This window comes from Pseudomonas sp. PP3 (assembly GCF_905336995.1).
GTDB lineage: Bacteria > Pseudomonadota > Gammaproteobacteria > Pseudomonadales > Pseudomonadaceae > Aquipseudomonas > Aquipseudomonas reinekei.
This window is the reverse complement of sequence record NZ_HG995459.1, coordinates 1,304,080-1,319,992: the sequence shown is the minus strand read 5'-3', so window position 1 is coordinate 1,319,992 and position 15,913 is coordinate 1,304,080. Positions and strand designations below refer to the sequence as shown.

17 protein-coding genes are annotated in these 15,913 nt (G+C 58.3%); 5 read left to right on the top strand and 12 right to left on the bottom strand.

Annotated elements, in window-relative coordinates; all coding sequences use genetic code 11:
* Nucleotides 1-33: 33 nt before the first annotated feature.
* The 6 genes from ruvC to KHO07_RS06075 form a co-directional block, all read right to left on the bottom strand.
* Nucleotides 34-558 carry a crossover junction endodeoxyribonuclease RuvC gene (gene ruvC, locus KHO07_RS06100; protein WP_150733695.1) on the bottom strand — a complete coding sequence of 175 codons (525 nt, stop codon included), beginning with the start codon at nt 556-558 and terminating at the stop codon, nt 34-36.
* 157 nt (nt 559-715) lie between these two features.
* The gene (locus KHO07_RS06095) at nt 716-1,462 is read right to left on the bottom strand and encodes a YebC/PmpR family DNA-binding transcriptional regulator (RefSeq protein WP_046042206.1); all 747 of its coding nucleotides are present in this window, start codon (nt 1,460-1,462) and stop codon (nt 716-718) included.
* Between the two features lie 123 nt (nt 1,463-1,585).
* On the bottom strand, nt 1,586-3,361 hold the full coding sequence (gene aspS, locus KHO07_RS06090) for an aspartate--tRNA ligase (protein ID WP_150733696.1): 1,776 nt from the start codon (nt 3,359-3,361) through the stop codon (nt 1,586-1,588).
* A 98-nt stretch (nt 3,362-3,459) separates the two neighbouring features.
* Entirely contained in the window at nt 3,460-3,681 is a 222-nt protein-coding gene (locus tag KHO07_RS06085; protein ID WP_075945722.1) for a zinc ribbon domain-containing protein, read from the bottom strand.
* Nucleotides 3,682-3,816: 135 nt separating this feature from the next.
* The gene (locus tag KHO07_RS06080; RefSeq protein ID WP_150733697.1) at nt 3,817-4,155 is read right to left on the bottom strand and encodes a ribbon-helix-helix domain-containing protein; all 339 of its coding nucleotides are present in this window, start codon (nt 4,153-4,155) and stop codon (nt 3,817-3,819) included.
* A gap of 265 nt (nt 4,156-4,420) precedes the next feature.
* Entirely contained in the window at nt 4,421-4,891 is a 471-nt protein-coding gene (locus KHO07_RS06075; RefSeq protein ID WP_075945449.1) for a Dps family protein, read from the bottom strand.
* Nucleotides 4,892-5,199: 308 nt separating this feature from the next.
* Between KHO07_RS06075 and KHO07_RS29350 the strand changes: the two genes are divergently transcribed.
* The gene (locus KHO07_RS29350; protein ID WP_056852666.1) at nt 5,200-5,802 is read left to right on the top strand and encodes a cold-shock protein; all 603 of its coding nucleotides are present in this window, start codon (nt 5,200-5,202) and stop codon (nt 5,800-5,802) included.
* Nucleotides 5,803-5,862: 60 nt separating this feature from the next.
* On the opposite strand, the gene KHO07_RS06065 is transcribed toward KHO07_RS29350, so the two are convergent.
* Together KHO07_RS06065 and KHO07_RS06060 are read right to left on the bottom strand one after the other, a co-directional pair.
* The gene (locus KHO07_RS06065) at nt 5,863-6,069 is read right to left on the bottom strand and encodes a SlyX family protein (RefSeq protein ID WP_075945450.1); all 207 of its coding nucleotides are present in this window, start codon (nt 6,067-6,069) and stop codon (nt 5,863-5,865) included.
* A gap of 3 nt (nt 6,070-6,072) precedes the next feature.
* A complete protein-coding gene (locus tag KHO07_RS06060; RefSeq protein WP_075945723.1) occupies nt 6,073-6,498 on the bottom strand; it encodes an HIT domain-containing protein in 426 nt (141 codons plus the stop codon).
* A 916-nt stretch (nt 6,499-7,414) separates the two neighbouring features.
* On the opposite strand from KHO07_RS06060, the gene KHO07_RS06055 reads away from it, so the two are divergent.
* On the top strand, nt 7,415-8,731 hold the full coding sequence (locus tag KHO07_RS06055; RefSeq protein ID WP_075945452.1) for an OprD family porin: 1,317 nt from the start codon (nt 7,415-7,417) through the stop codon (nt 8,729-8,731).
* Nucleotides 8,732-8,943: 212 nt separating this feature from the next.
* Here the strand turns inward: KHO07_RS06055 and KHO07_RS06050 are convergent, their stop codons facing one another.
* Together KHO07_RS06050 and KHO07_RS06045 are read right to left on the bottom strand one after the other, a co-directional pair.
* Nucleotides 8,944-9,786 carry a mechanosensitive ion channel family protein gene (locus tag KHO07_RS06050; protein ID WP_212626708.1) on the bottom strand — a complete coding sequence of 281 codons (843 nt, stop codon included), beginning with the start codon at nt 9,784-9,786 and terminating at the stop codon, nt 8,944-8,946.
* Nucleotides 9,787-9,921: 135 nt separating this feature from the next.
* The gene (locus KHO07_RS06045; protein WP_075945454.1) at nt 9,922-10,407 is read right to left on the bottom strand and encodes a YajQ family cyclic di-GMP-binding protein; all 486 of its coding nucleotides are present in this window, start codon (nt 10,405-10,407) and stop codon (nt 9,922-9,924) included.
* A gap of 142 nt (nt 10,408-10,549) precedes the next feature.
* Here KHO07_RS06045 and KHO07_RS06040 point away from each other — a divergent pair, with 142 nt between their 5' ends.
* The 3 genes from KHO07_RS06040 to KHO07_RS06030 are packed head-to-tail and all read left to right on the top strand — an operon-like array spanning nt 10,550 to nt 14,133.
* A complete protein-coding gene (locus KHO07_RS06040; protein ID WP_212626707.1) occupies nt 10,550-11,467 on the top strand; it encodes a putative 2-dehydropantoate 2-reductase in 918 nt (305 codons plus the stop codon).
* A 45-nt stretch (nt 11,468-11,512) separates the two neighbouring features.
* A complete protein-coding gene (locus KHO07_RS06035; RefSeq protein ID WP_212626706.1) occupies nt 11,513-13,549 on the top strand; it encodes a HAMP domain-containing sensor histidine kinase in 2,037 nt (678 codons plus the stop codon).
* Between the two features lie 2 nt (nt 13,550-13,551).
* On the top strand, nt 13,552-14,133 hold the full coding sequence (locus tag KHO07_RS06030) for a cob(I)yrinic acid a,c-diamide adenosyltransferase (RefSeq protein WP_212626705.1): 582 nt from the start codon (nt 13,552-13,554) through the stop codon (nt 14,131-14,133).
* A gap of 128 nt (nt 14,134-14,261) precedes the next feature.
* Here the strand turns inward: KHO07_RS06030 and KHO07_RS06025 are convergent, their stop codons facing one another.
* Together KHO07_RS06025 and KHO07_RS06020 are read right to left on the bottom strand one after the other, a co-directional pair.
* A complete protein-coding gene (locus KHO07_RS06025) occupies nt 14,262-15,206 on the bottom strand; it encodes a Nudix family hydrolase (RefSeq protein WP_212626704.1) in 945 nt (314 codons plus the stop codon).
* Nucleotides 15,203-15,835, bottom strand: coding sequence for a glutathione S-transferase family protein (locus tag KHO07_RS06020; RefSeq protein ID WP_212626703.1), 633 nt, complete (start codon nt 15,833-15,835; stop codon nt 15,203-15,205). The genes KHO07_RS06025 and KHO07_RS06020 overlap by 4 nt, the downstream gene beginning before the upstream one ends.
* Nucleotides 15,836-15,913: the final 78 nt, after the last annotated feature.

The window sequence follows — 15,913 nt, the reverse complement described above, 5'->3', positions numbered from 1 at the left end:
ACCCTCATTCCGGAAAAATGATTGCTGATGCTATCAGAGACGCAGGCGCCCGCCACGACTGCGTGCCGCCCCCAAGCCATGGGGCAAGAGACTGGAGCGGGTATGTGCGTGGCAAATGGCGATGGCCAGGGCATCCGAGGCATCGATTTGTGGCTTGCTGGTCAGTTTAAGCATATGCATGACCATCATTTGAACTTGCTCTTTATTGGCGGCGCCAGTGCCGACGACGGCCTGTTTGACCTGGGTCGCGGAGTACTCGGCGATCTCCAGGTTTTCTTCCGCGCCCGCCACGATGGCGGCGCCCCGAGCCTGCCCCAGCTTCAGGGCGGAATCGGCATTGCGGGCCATGAAGACCTTTTCGATGCCCATGGTCACCGGCTTGTACATCTGGATAATCTCCCGCACGCCGCGGTAGACAATCTGCAGACGCTCATGCAGTTCACCGGCGCCGGTACGGATACAGCCGGAGGCCACGTACTCGCAGCCACGTCCGGTATCACGAACCACGCCATAACCGGTAATGCGCGAACCGGGGTCGATACCAAGAATTAAAGTCATAACGCCTGCGGTTAAGTAAAAGCACGATATTCAATACAGCGAATAACAAATGTGGGAGCGGGCCTGCTCGCGATAGCGGAGTCATATTCAGCAACGATGTTGCCTGAAAATCCGCATTCGCGAGCAGGCTCGCTCCCACAATGAATCCTGGCCGCCCTTAACCGAGCTGCGCGGCGACCGATTCCGGGATATCCGCGTTGGAATAGACGTTCTGCACGTCATCAAGGTCTTCGAGCATGTCGATCAGCTTGAGGACTTTCTCGGCGCCTTCCAGATCCAGTTCGGCACTGGTGGTCGGCAGCATGACGATTTCGGCGTCATCCCCCTTGAACCCCGCCGCTTCCAGCGCGTTACGCACGGAATAGAACCCGGCAAACGAGGTGAACACATCGATCGAACCGTCTTCGTTGGTCACCACGTCATCGGCGTCTGCTTCCATCGCGGCTTCCATCAGTGCGTCTTCGTCGACACCGGCGGCGAAGGAAATCTGCCCCTTGCGCTCGAACAGATACGCCACTGAACCGTCGGTCCCGAGGTTGCCGCCGCACTTGCTGAACGCATGGCGAACAGCGGCTGCGGTGCGGTTGCGGTTGTCGGTCATGCACTCGACCATCACCGCTACGCCGCCCGGGCCGTAACCTTCGTAGGTCAGTTCGACCATGTCATCGGTGTCCGCTGCGCCGGCACCGCGGGCCACCGCGCGATCGATGATATCGCGACTCATGTTCGCACCCAGGGCCTTGTCCAGGGCCAGGCGCAAACGTGGGTTGGAACCAGGATCACCACCACCCTGACGGGCAGCAACGGTCAGTTCACGAATCCACTTGGTGAAAATCTTGCCCTTCTTGGCATCCTGACGTTCTTTGCGGTGCTTGATGTTCGCCCACTTGGAATGACCTGCCATAACTCGCTCCGAATTCTCTTTGAAACATTGCCCGCCACGCAGTATCGCGTCGGCCGGCAAACAAAAAATTTCGACCCCTATAAAGAAAAGGCGCATCCGAAGATGCGCCCCTTCAGGTCAGCCTTACTCAGCTTTTGGCGTTTCGCGCAGACGAATGTGCAATTCGCGCAATGCCTTGGCATCTACCTGGCCCGGTGCCTGAGTCATGACGTCTGCCGCGCTCTGGGTTTTCGGGAAGGCGATCACTTCACGGATCGACTGGGCGCCGGTCATCAGCATGACCAGACGGTCCAGACCGAAGGCCAGGCCACCGTGCGGTGGTGCGCCGTACTTCAGGGCGTCGAGCAGGAAGCCGAACTTCTCTTCCTGTTCCGCTTCGTTGATGCCCAGCAGACGGAATACCGATTGCTGCATTTCCTTACGGTGGATACGGATCGAACCGCCACCCAGCTCGGTACCGTTCAACACCATGTCGTAGGCACGGGACAGAGCGCCAGCCGGGTTGGCTTCGAGCTCGGCCGGGGTGCACTTCGGCGCGGTGAACGGGTGGTGCAAGGCGGTGAAGCTGCCGTCGTCGTTTTCTTCGAACATCGGGAAGTCGACGACCCACATTGGCGCCCACTTGCAGGTCAACAGGTCCAGGTCGTGGCCAAGCTTGATACGCAGGGCACCCAGGGCTTCGCTGACGATCTTGGCTTTGTCGGCACCGAAGAACACGATGTCGCCGTCGACCGCGCCGACGCGATCGAGGATCACGTTGAGGTTGGCTTCAGGGATGTTCTTGACGATTGGCGACTGCAGGCCTTCAACGCCTTTGGCGCGCTCGTTGACCTTGATGTACGCCAGGCCCTTGGCACCGTAGATGCCGACGAACTTGGTGTAATCGTCGATCTGCTTGCGCGGCATGCTCGCGCCGCCAGGCACGCGCAGGGCGGCGATGCGGCATTTCGGGTCGTTGGCCGGGCCGCTGAACACCTTGAAATCAACTTCTTTGAGCTGATCGGCAACGTCAACCAGTTCCAGCGGGTTACGCAGGTCCGGCTTGTCGGAACCGTAGCGACGCATGGCTTCTTCGAAGGTCATGTGCGGGAAATCACCGAACTCCAGATCCAGCACTTCCTTGAACAGGTTGCGGATCATTTGCTCGGTCAGGCCCATGATCTCTTTTTCATCGAGGAAACTGGTCTCGATGTCGATCTGGGTGAATTCCGGCTGACGGTCGGCACGCAGGTCTTCGTCGCGGAAGCACTTGGCGATCTGGTAGTAACGGTCGAAGCCGGCCACCATCAGCAGTTGCTTGAACAACTGTGGCGATTGCGGCAAGGCGAAGAACGAACCGGCGTGAGTACGGCTCGGCACCAGGTAGTCACGGGCGCCTTCCGGGGTAGCACGGGTCAGGATCGGCGTCTCGACGTCGAGGAAGCCGTTCTCGTCCAGGAAGCGACGGATGCTGGTGGTCATGCGCGAACGCAGACGCAGCTTCTCGGCCATTTCCGGGCGACGCAGGTCGAGGAAGCGGTAGCGCAGACGGGTTTCTTCGCCGACGTCGGAGAACTCGTTCAGCGGGAACGGCGGGGTTTCCGATTCGTTCAGCACTTCCAGTTCGTAACCCAGGACTTCGATCATGCCCGACGCCATGTTGGCGTTGGTGGCACCGGCCGGACGCAGGCGGACCTTACCGGTGATCTTCACAACGTATTCGCTGCGCACGCGGTCAGCGGCGGCGAAGCTCTCAGCGCGGTCCGGATCGAACACCACCTGGGCCAGACCGTCACGATCACGGATATCGAGGAAAATCACCCCACCGTGGTCACGGCGACGATGAACCCATCCGCAAAGGGTAATTTCCTGGCCTTCCAGGCTTTCGTTCAGTTGGCCGCAATAATGGCTGCGCATCATGGTAGTGGTTTCACTTCTCGTAATTCGAAATTCGGTTGCAGACCTCGCGTACATCAGGTGCAAGGGCTCGCGCGTGTCGTTCAAGTCAGGCTCTAAACCTAGTCAGCTTTATCGCCGCCAGCCAGATTCTTCTTGGAACCGGTCTTGAAATCAGTCTCGTACCAGCCATTGCCGCTCAAGCGGAAACCCGGCATGGACAGCATCTTTTTCAGCTCTGGCGCCTGGCAGGCAGGGCAGTCGACCAGCGGTGCATCGCTGATCTTTTGAATGGCTTCCAACTGATGACCACAGGAAGCACATTGATAATCGTACATCGGCATGGGGGTTGTCTCGGCGATCAGATTGCTACCGCGCACCCTGGGTTTTGCGGCAAAGAGCGGGATTATATCCATTAAATGCTGCCTGTGCAGCCGTAAGACTGCACAGATCGACACTCTGTCTTTTCCGCGCCACGGCTAAGCCATGACCATGCAATTACCTTCCTTGAGACTGTGCACGACACAGACCACCCGCACCAACCCGCTGAAGTTCTTCACCCCGCCATGGCGCAAATGCACCTCGCGGTCCAGGTAGGACAACAGCGCGCTGACCGAACAACAGTTGACCCTGGCCATCTCGGTCAAAATATCCCAGTACACCTGCTCAAGCCGCAAACAGGTGGCAAAACCATTCAAACGCACCGAGCGGGATAACGGTTGAACCAACCCCATATCGAATTCACTGACAAACGGATCAATCCTGATATCTGTTACCAGACCGCTCCGCCCCCCGTTTCGCTTCTCTCCATGAACCATAACGCTGACACTCCTTTGTCATCCGTGGTTTCCATAAGCGCAATCTGTCTGCTTATAAAACCGCGAGGACAACGTTATATCCAGATGACTTTTTGACCATCCGCGTAGGAGAAGCCAACAGCTGAAGGGAGATCATGGAGCGCGTCCTACTCCGGAGCGTTTCCTACATCTAGTAGAGAAAGCTCATTCAACAAGCAGGTACTTTTCGAGGGAAAAAAGATAAACGCGCGAACGGCACTAATATGTCATTCGCGCGCCTGGGGCATTACTGGTCCAGCAGTGCGCGCAACATCCACGCGGTTTTCTCGTGAACCTGCATGCGCTGGGTCAGCAAATCAGCAGTGGGCTCGTCGCTGACTTTATCCAGCAGCGGAAAGATGCCCCGTGCGGTGCGCGTTACGGCTTCCTGGCCTTCGACCAACTGCTTGATCATGTCTTCGGCAGCAGGCACCCCCTCCTCTTCCTTGATAGAAGACAGCCGCGCGTAGACAGCATAGGCACCGGGCGCCGGAAATCCGAGTGCGCGAATCCGCTCGGCAATCGAATCGACCGCCAGGGCCAACTCGTTGTATTGCTCCTCGAACATCAGGTGCAAAGTCCGGAACATCGGCCCGGTGACGTTCCAGTGGAAGTTATGGGTTTTCAAATAAAGCACGTAAGTGTCCGACAACAGACGGGAGAGTCCGTCGACGATGGACTTGCGATCCTCTTCACTGATACCGATATCAATTGCCATGTTTTTCCCCTAAAGGTGATGAAATTCATCCAACAGGTGCAGGACCACTCTAGCAAGCCTGTCGTCGCATCGCAGCCCTGGATCGCCCATGGGCCCGCGACAAATCGTCCCCGGCACACCGCTGGACGCCCTGATTTGAGTAGCCTGCGGCTTTGCTGTTAAATAGACAGCGTGTCGTGGGTGCCTATTTTTTCCGGGTGCCGCGCATAGGCTGATATCCGTACGTGTCCAACGCCTCCTATTGTTCTGAAGCGAACCGTGCCTCGTCAGCTCTTCCTTGTGAGCCGTCTTAACGTGAGCCAATCAAAATGTTGAAAATCGTCCACCTGCTAATAGGTGCAGCGGCCTTGCTGCTGTCCTTCATCCCTAGCCTGCGATCCGAAGCTGTCCCTTACCTGCAACAACCCGATGCACTGTACCTGGCCTTTTTCGGCCTGCTCAACCTCACCCTCGCGCCCGTCATCCCTTACTGGAACAAAGGCCCGCGTCATCAACTGCAAAACCTGGTCAGCGCCCTGCTGGTACTGGCTGTCGTTCTGCAAACGCTGACGCTGATCGCGCCGATGCCTGTCATCGCCGGTCAACCTGCCGTTCTGTTCAGCCTGGTCGCCGCTCTGGTCGCTGTTTTTCTGCACCTGGCCATCAGCTTCTACAAATCGTCACCGGCCGCCGCCTCGCCAAGCTACGACATGAGCAACCGCGATACCGGCACCGTCAAGTGGTTCAACACCTCCAAAGGCTTCGGCTTTATTTCCCGCGACTCCGGTGACGATATTTTCGTGCACTTCCGGGCTATTCGCGGTGAAGGCCATCGCGTCCTGGTCGAAGGCCAGCGCGTGGAGTTCTCTGTCATGAATCGTGACAAGGGCCTGCAAGCCGAAGATGTGATCGCTGCTCTGCCTCGACGCTGATTCAAGGCGTAAAAAAACCGCGACCAGCCTGGCTGGACGCGGTTTTTTATTGCCTGCCTTTCAGTAATGCGGCGGCGGTGCCTCTTCTTCGAAACTCTCGAACTGGCCGGCCATTTCTTCCTGGCGCTTGAGCAGGGCAGCCATCTGCAACTGCAGACGCTCGACCGCCCGCTGCTGCGCCGCCAGCACATCATTCAACGCCTGGATGGTGTCATCCTGAAACGCCAATTGACTCTCCAGATCGGTAACGCGATCTTCCAGGCTCATGTTTCAACCCTCCACGAACGTGAAATCGTCGGTCAACACCAGACGCAGGCGCTCACGAATCACCGCGACCTGCTCTGCACTGTACGGCTTGGCCGGGTGTTTGCCCCAGACCGGAGCGGGCCAGGCGGCGTCCTCTCGCTTGCGCACGATCACATGCATGTGCAACTGGCTGACCACGTTGCCCAGCGCCGCGACGTTGAGTTTATCGGCGTCGAACGAATCCTTGAGCAGCTCGGCCAGCGCGGTGGTTTCCTGCCACAGTTGCAGCTGATCGGCGACATCCAACTGAAATATCTCGCTGATATCGTCGCGACGAGGCACCAGGATGAACCAGGGATAGTTCGAGTCGTTGGACAACAGCAGCCGGCACAGCGGGAAATCACCGATCGGTAGCGTGTCTTGTTGAAGTCGTGGATCTAAAGCGAACACAGCGCGCACTCCCGCCAGGTCATCAATTTTCAGCTTAGCGCCCATCCCGAGGGAGTGTGCGCCAAGCGACAGGACGGCAGCATACCTGCGAACGTCGCCAGCTTCACGACGAACCATGATGCAAGTCCGTTGAGGTTCTAATAATGGCCGCTCCTACGCCCCGAGATGAAACACTTCCCGGCAAAACGCACCATTACCGAACCGGCAACCCCGAAAAATGCGCTGAAATGACCGAAAAGCCCCGGCGCGCTCATGCCCGGAGAGTCGCCAGGCTGTATGGATTCAGTACAGCGAATAAAATTTTTTGCACCAAAACCGCACAGTGTGTCTACGCTGAGTACTTCGCACATCCGCCATTTACTCAACAGCGGGGTGAACCGGTAACGTTTTTGGTTGTCACGCAGCGGTAACAGGTTGGTCAACACCATGCGATGGACGGCGTCAAGCCCACCCCTCAGCAGGATGAGACCCCCGGTTTTATGAGGTTTTTACGGCATCAGGCAGCACTTCAGAAAAAAATATTCAGGGTTTTCTGGTTTGTGCACGCTTGTTGCATTCACACCCACATCGTCTATAAGGCACCGCTGGAAGCGAGGCCCTTAAAGACTCAATAAAACAGTGGCAGGGTAGCCCGATGGAGATTCAAACGTTTCACCAGGGACTCTTTTTACCGATGCTCAACCCCAGCAAAACAGCGCTTAAGTTGTGTCTCCGGTTGCATCGGGGTTGTAAATTTGCGACATCTAGCAAGCTGTTAGCGACAGGGTCGTAAAGAAGCTGAAAGGTTAGATGCGCAAGTATCGCCAACATTGTCGGCGTGATATAAGTTTGCGCCGACACAAAAAGAAAGAGCCGCCCAGATAATAAAACAGGTGGGACGGCAGTACTCTTCTAAAAACCAAAGGAGCAAATCACGATGCGCGTGATGAAGTGGAGCATGATCGCACTGGCTGTTGCAGCAGGCACCTCGCAGTTCGCAATGGCGTCCTCGCAGGACGAATCCAAGGGTTTCATCGATGATTCGAGCCTGAAACTCAAAACCCGTTTTGAGTACATGAACCGCGACTTCAAAAACGGTGCACGCAACAACGCAGACTCCGGCTATCGTCAGGACTCCGGTCTGAGCCAGTTGCTCACTTACGAGTCGGGCTTCACTCAAGGTACTGTTGGTTTCGGTCTCGATGCCATGGCAATGGGCTCGGTAAAACTGGACGGCGGTTCGGGCCGCCGTGGTAACGGCCTGTTCGCTAACGACAGCGACAATAATCCTGAAAAATCCCAGGGCAAGGTAGGCGGTGCGGTTAAACTGCGTCTGTCCGACACCGTCCTGAAATACGGCCAGCAATTCGTTGCCAGCCCAGTGTTCGCTACCGACGACAGCCGTCTGCTGCCAGAAGTCGCTACCGGTACCCTGCTGACCTCCAACGAAATCAAGGGTCTGGAACTGAGCGCCGGTCGTTTTACCTCCCTGAGCAAGCAAACCGGTATGGCGCGTGACAGCATCGGCGGCATCTCCGAGACTGGCGGCAGCGAAAAAGGCCTGACCAACATCAACATCTTCGGTGCAAGCTACGCTTTCACTGATAACTTCACCGGTGCCCTGGCTGCATCCGATGCAGACGACTACTTCAAAAAGTACTACGTCAACCTGAACTACACCTTGCCGATCAATGACGAGCAGTCCCTGAACTTCGACTTCAACGGTTATAAAACCAAAGGTGAAGATCGCGGTGATCTGTACGATGCCCTGGGTGACGGCAACACCGGTGTAGACAACAACCTGTGGTCCCTGGCAGCTGCGTACAGCCTGGGCGCTCACAAGTTCACCGTTGCGTACCAGCGTTCCAGCGGCGACAACATGTACTACTATGGTGTTGACGGTGGCAGCGCCATCTTCGTTTCCAACTCCATTCAAATCTCCGACTTCGTGGGCCGCGAAGAAAAATCCTGGCAGGCTCGCTACGACCTGAACATGGCCACCTACGGCGTACCTGGTCTGAGCTTCATGACTCGTTACGTAATGGGTGACAACATCAAGACCGAAGGTCTGGGTGAAGGTAAGGAAAACGAGTGGAACCTGGAGTCCAAGTACGTAGTACAGGAAGGTCCAGCTAAAGATCTGTCGTTCCGCGTACGTTTCGCCAACTACCGTGCAAACGGTGCATATCAGGCTTACGCCAACGACAACTACGACACCCGTGTAATCATCGAGTACCCGCTGAGCATCCTGTAATCAGGGTGTAACCCCGGCAGTACTGTAAACATAAAAACCGCCCACCTTTTCAGGTGGGCGGTTTTTTATGCCCGCCACAAACCGAATGCAACGACAAACAACTTAGACTCCTGACATTAGTACTTTTTGAATTGACCCAATCAAAAGTCACAAAAAAGCCCAAGCGACTATTAATCCCTTGGGCCCAATGTAAGTAACTATTGAAAGCGCGCTTACTGCACCGATGCTTCCTGAACCACACGAACAACACGTTGTGGAAACGGAATGTCGATCCCGGCAGTTTTCAATCGATCGCGGGACTGCTCGTTAAACATGAACATCACATCCCAATAATCCGCCGTTTTAACCCATACACGCAGGGAAACAGTGATCGAACTGTCGCCCAGGGTCGAAATCACCGCCTGAGGCTCCGGATCAGTCAGGACCCGTGGATCCTTGGCCAGCTCCAGCAGCACTTCACGGGCCTTCTGCAGGTCCGCTTCGTAATCAACCCCCACATCAAACACGACCTTGCGGGTTGGCTGACGGTTGGTATTGGTGATGATGCCGTTCGACAGGTTACCGTTTGGCACGATGATGGTTTTGTTGTCGCCAGTGCGCAGCACGGTGTGGAAAATCTGGATGCTGTCGACAGTACCGGCCACGCCCTGGGCTTCGATCCAGTCACCGATACGGAACGGACGGAACAACAGAATCAGCACGCCGCCAGCGAAATTCGCCAGGCTGCCCTGCAAGGCCAGGCCAATGGCCAGACCCGCCGCACCAATCGCCGCCACGAACGAGGTGGTTTCCACACCGATCATCGACGCCACGCTGACGATCAGCAGCACCTTCAGAATGATATTCGCCAAGCTGCTGATAAAGCCTTGCAGCGCCAGGTCGGCATTGCGCAATGCGATCAGGCCGCCAAGCTTCTGGGTCACCTTGTTGATCAGCCACCAACCGATGGCCAGGGTGATCACGGCCAGCAGCACGCGACTGCCGTATTCCATGATCATCGGGATCCAGGCTTGGGATGCCTTGACCAGATTATCGACTTCAGCATTCAAATCCATGTACGTTCTCCTGATTTGCGGCTATCCGGCACGCGAAAAATAGCGGCAGAAAGACCGACCCGATCCGGGTCAATCAGTTCTGCCGTTGCTTGGGCCTCGGACGCCGAAAACGCCGAGAGGTTCCCGTGTCCGGGATCAGTCGCGGAAGTTGTTGAACTGCAGTGGCATGCCGAATTCCTTGGCCCGCAGCACGGCGATGGCTTCCTGAAGATCGTCACGTTTCTTGCCGGTGATGCGCACTTGCTCACCCTGAATGGCGGCCTGCACCTTCAACTTGGCGTCTTTGACGTGAGCGACGATTTTCTTCGCCAGCTCTTTGTCGATGCCTTCCTTGAGGATGGCGTCCTGCTTCATCAGTTTGCCGGAAGCAAACGCATCCTTGACCTCAAGGCACTGCACGTCGATTTTGCGCTTGACCAGGGCCAGCTTGAGGATCTCAATCATCGCTTCGAGCTGGAAATCGGCTTCAGCGGTCAGGTTGACGGTCAGGTCCTTTTCCTTGAACTCGAAGCTGCCCTTGCCTTTCAGGTCATAGCGACGATCGAGTTCCTTGACGGCGTTCTCGACCGCGTTGGTGACTTCGTGTTTGTCCAGTTCGGATACCACGTCGAACGACGGCATGTAATCTCTCCAATAAATAGGGGGCGCTCGATCAAGAAGGAGCACACCTGGCTTGCGGTAAAAATCCGCGCTGATTATAACGGGTCTTTCCCATCATTCACTGCGAGCTGTCCATGCGCGCGTCAAACAGAGCAAAAAGCTGATGTCCACCACCTGGCATGTCCTCGGCGCCGGCAGCCTCGGCACGTTGTGGGCCACTCGTCTGGCACGGGCCGGGGTGCCGGTGCGGCTGATCCTGCGTGACGTCGGGCGGTTGCAGGCCTATGAAGCGGCCGGCGGCCTGACCCTGGTCGAGCATGGCGCGGCGCAGCACTACCCGGTGCCCGCCGAAACACCCGACAGTACGGAGCCGATCAACCGGCTGCTGGTGGCCTGCAAAGCCTACGACGCCGAACACGCTGTGGCGCAACTGGCGCCGCGCCTGGCGCCCGGGGCCGAGCTGATCCTGTTGCAGAACGGCCTGGGCAGTCAGGACGCCGTGGCGGCGCAGGTGCCCCAGGCACGCTGCATTTATGCCTCCAGCACCGAAGGCGCTTTCCGCGAGGGTGATTGGCGCGTGGTGTTCGCCGGGCATGGGTTTACGTGGCTGGGGGATGCCAGTCATCCCGTTGCGCCGATCTGGCTTGAGGACTTGAGCAACGCCGGCATTCCCCATGAGTGGAGTCCCGAGATCCTCACCCGCCTGTGGCGCAAACTGGCGCTCAATTGCGCAATCAATCCATTGACCGTACTGCACGATTGCCGCAACGGTGGCTTGCAGGAACACCATTGTGAAGTCGCCACCCTCTGCGGCGAACTCGGCGAACTGCTCGAGCGCTGCGGTCAGCCGGCGGCGGCCGAGAACCTGCAACAGGAAGTCGAACAGGTCATTCAAGCCACTGCAGCCAATTATTCGTCGATGTACCAGGACGTCAGCAACCAGCGGCGCACCGAAATCAGTTACCTGCTGGGCCATGCCTGCAAAGTCGCCGCCCGCCATCAATTGAATCTGCCCCACCTCAATCAACTGCAACAGCGCCTGATTGCCCGCCTGCACAGCCTTGGATTGCCCAGCGACTAAGCAGCGGCTACGCTGGCCACTTGTTCCTTTGCAGCGATAAACCTGATGCCATTGCGCCAGCGCCTCGAAAACCTGCCGGTCGGCCAGAAACTTCTGGCCGCCCTGTTGGTGCTGTTGACCACAGTTCTGCTGGTCGCCAACCTGACCTTTATCAGCGCCGCGTATTACATCTCCCAGGAAAGCATGGCGCCGCAAGCCTTGCAGACCATCGGCCGCCTGGTGTCCAACCCGAGCCTGATTTCCGAAGCACTGACGTCACCGCAAAGCGCTCAGCGCCTGCTCGACGAACTCAACAGCTACTCACCGTTGCGTGCCGCTGCGTTGTACGACGGCCGGGGCGAACGCCTGGCACAACTGCAGCATGGCGATCACCTGAAATTGCCGGAGCGTTACCGGCATATCGAATCCTGGCAGGCCACCGAGTTTCGCAGCAATCAAATCATCACCCTGCCCCGCCCGGGCGCCGCACCGGGCCATTTGCTGTTGGTGGCCAGCAGCGAACTGCCGATGGCGTTCTATACCGGGACCCTGACCGCCAGCCTCGGGATTCTGATCTTCAGTGTGCTGCTGTGGCTGGTCATCGCGCGGCAGATCAAACGCCTGATTACCCGGCCGATTCATCAGCTTGAAGAGCTGTCGCGCCAGGTAACCCGAGAAGAAAATTACGCCCTGCGAGCCTCCCGGGGCAATCACGATGAAATCGGCAGCCTCGCCGAAGCGTTCAATACCATGCTGTCGCGCATCGAAGCCCGGGAGCAGCAGCTCAAACGCGCACGGGACGATTCCCAGGCCGCCTATGACCAGGCGCAGGGCCTGGCCGAGGAAACCCGCCACACCAACCGCAAACTGGAGCTTGAAGTCCAGGTGCGCAGCAAGATCGAGAAGAAACTCACCGGGTTCCAGAACTACCTCAACAGCATCATCGACTCCATGCCCTCGGCGCTGATCGCCCTCGACGAACAGCTCTACGTGACCCAGTGGAATCAGGAAGCCAGCGCCCTGTCCGGGACGCGCCTGGACGAAGCCTTGAACCAGCCGATCTTCCTCGCCTTCGAGCCACTCAAGCCGTTTTTGCCGCAACTCAAGCAAACGGTCGAGCAACATACGGTGGCCAAGATCGAGCGCGTGACCTGGTTCAAGGATGACGAGCCCCGGCACTATGCTCTGACGTTTTATCCGCTGATGGGCGGCGCCGGACGTGGCGTGGTGATCCGGATCGACGACATCACCCAGCGCCTGTCCCTCGAAGAAATGATGGTGCAGTCGGAAAAAATGCTTTCCGTCGGCGGCCTCGCCGCTGGCATGGCCCATGAGATCAATAACCCGCTCGGTGCGATCCTGCACAACGTGCAGAACATTCGCCGACGCCTGTCCCCCGAACTGCCGAAGAACCTCGAACAGGCCGAACACATCGGCGTCGAGCTATCGACCGTCAATCAATACCTGCAAGCCCGGGAAGTGCCGCAGCTACTCGACGGCATCCAGCAGGCCGGTGCCCGGGCGGCGAAGATTGTCACTCACATGCTCAGCTTCAGCCGCCGCAGCACGCGGCAAATGGCGCCGTGCGATCTTCCGGCGTTGATCGATCAGGCGGTGGAAATCGCCGGTAACGACTTCGACCTGGCCATCGGTTTCGACTTCAAGGGCCAGGCCATCATCCGCCAGTTCGATCCCGCGCTTGGCCCGGTGCCCGGTACTGCCAACGAACTGGAGCAAGTACTGCTCAACCTGCTGAAGAACGCCGCCCAGGCCATTCACCTGCGTGAAGACGACAGCGAGCCGGGACGGATCATACTGCGCACCCGGCTCAATCCGCCTTGGGCGGAGATACAAGTCGAGGACAATGGCATCGGCATGAGCGAAAGCGTGCGCAAGCGCACCTTCGAACCGTTTTTCACCACGAAGGAAATCGGCCAGGGCACCGGCCTCGGGTTGTCGGTTTCGTACTTCATCATCACCAATAACCATAAAGGGCAGATGGAGGTGCAGTCGACCCTCGGCCAAGGCACCTGCTTCACCTTGCGCCTGCCATTGGCGGGCACCCCGCTCGTCTCTCAAGAATTCAATCAGCTTTCGAGGTAACCATGGGCTTTCGCTTGTCGAAGATTTACACCCGCACCGGCGACAAAGGCGAAACCGGCCTGGGCGATGGCCGCCGCGTACCGAAGGATCATCCACGGATCGAAGCCATTGGCGAGGTCGATTCGCTGAATAGCCAGGTTGGCGTGTTGCTGGCGGGGCTGACGGCTGAACGTGCCGAGTATCCGGGATTGCAGGAAGTGATCGAGGTGTTGGCGCCCTGCCAACATCGATTGTTCGACCTTGGCGGTGAACTGGCGATGCCGACATATCAGGCGTTGAACGGGGCTGAAATCGGACGCCTGGAAGCGGCGATCGATGTATGGAATGAAGAATTGGGGCCGCTGGAGAATTTCATTCTGCCGGGTGGCTCGGCGCTGATTGCCCAAGCCCACGTTTGCCGTAGCCTGGCGCGCAGTGCCGAGCGGCGTTGCCAGCAGTTGAATACGATTGAGCCGTTGGCCGGGGTTGGCCTGGCGTATATCAATCGGTTGTCGGACCTGTTGTTTGTGGTGGCAAGGTTGATTGCCAAGCGTCAGGGGGTGGCGGAGATTCTTTGGCAGGCGGCGGCGAAGCCTGAGGTTTAGTCGGCGCCTAGGCCCTCTTCGCGGGCAAGCCCGCACACAGTGATCGCGTCGAACACAAAATCTGTGTCCACCGCTAAACCTGTGGGAACGGGCTTTCCCGCGAAGAGGCCGGCAGCATCACCGCATAATCAGGCCTCAGGCCAAAAAGCCCGAATCCCCGCCACACCTTGGGCACCTGCCGCCCAAGCCTTCTGAACTTCCGCCGGGCCAACACCGCCCAGCAAAAACACCGGTTTGCTGAAGCCCTCAATCAAGGTCGAAACCTGTTCCCAGCCCAGCGGTTCAGCCCCCGGATGTGTCAGCGTCGGCTGCACCGGCGACAAGGTCACGAAGTCCACGCCCATTTCTTCGGCCAGCGCCAACTCTTCGGCGTTATGGCAGGACGCGGCCAACCAGCGCGAAGCAGGCAATGGCCGACCGGCCGCCGCGTATTTGCGCAACTGGGCCGAGGTGATGTGCCAACCGGCGGACGGGAAATCGCCCAGCCACTCGAACGGCCCCTTGATCATCAGCTGCGCCTTGCCGGCACACAGACCTGCCGCGTCAACGGCCAGGTCGCGATACTTCGGGTCGTAACCGTTGGGTGCGCGTAGCTGGATCAACTTGATACCGCCGGCAATGGCTTTCTGGATACCGCGCAGCAAGGCCGGGGTTTCCAGATCTTCCGGGGTGATCAGATACTGCTCAGGCAACCGAGCCGCCGCGACGATCGGCCGGTTGGCTTCAGGGAACTCGTAACCCGACAGTTCACGGGCGCTGACCCAGGCCAATGGCTGACCTTCAGCGCCGTGTGGCTCGCCGGTAAACGCCGATACTTCCCAGACATCCAGCAATACCTGCTTGTCCGGGTAATCGTGGCGAACCTTGATCAACGGGCGCGCCGCGCTGACGACGATGCCCAACTCCTCATTCAATTCGCGGGCCAGCGCGGTTTCCACCGACTCATCGGCTTCGACCTTGCCACCGGGAAACTCCCACAAACCGCCCTGATGCTGGGTATCGGCACGGCGAGCAATCAGGATCTTGCCGCTGTTATCACGGATAACGGCAGCGGCTACATGGACTCGTTTCACCGCTCGATTTCCTCCAGTCCGGCCTTCTGCCAGGCCTTGAACGCTGGCCATTGGTAGAGGGTTTCAACATAGGCTTCGTCTACCGCAGACAGCTTCACCTGATAGGTGCGCAGGCGTACGGCGATGGGTGCAAAAAATACGTCGGCCAGACTGATGCGACCGAACAGATACGGCCCGGCTTCAGTAGCGGCAGCACGGCACTCGGCCCACAACGCCGACATGCGCTGGATCTCCGCCTGCACGTCTGCCGGGACGGGCGTCAGTGGTGCGTCATGGCTAAGGTCGAACGGCATGTTGCCGCGCATGGCGAAGAAACCGCTGTGCATCTGCGCACAGGCTGAACGCGCCTGGGCTCGAGCGGCGGTCTCGGTAGGCCACAAGTTCGCGTCAGGGAACTGTTCGGCCAGATACTCGGCAATGGCCAGGGAATCGGCGATGGTGCCGTGTGCGGTTTTCAGCAGCGGGACTTTGCCGGTCGGCGAATGCTTGAGCAGACGCTCGCGGGTGTCGGGCTGGTTCAGTTTGATCAGCGTTTCGGTGTAGGAAGCGCCGGCCAGATCGAGGGCCAGAGCACCACGCAGGGACCAGGAGGAAAGCAGTTTGTCACCGATGATCAGGTGCAGGCTCATGTTCGGGACCTTTTGATGGGAGACAGGCCAAAATCTTTAGCGTCTGGTCATCCGCCATCGCGGGCAAGCCCGCTCCCA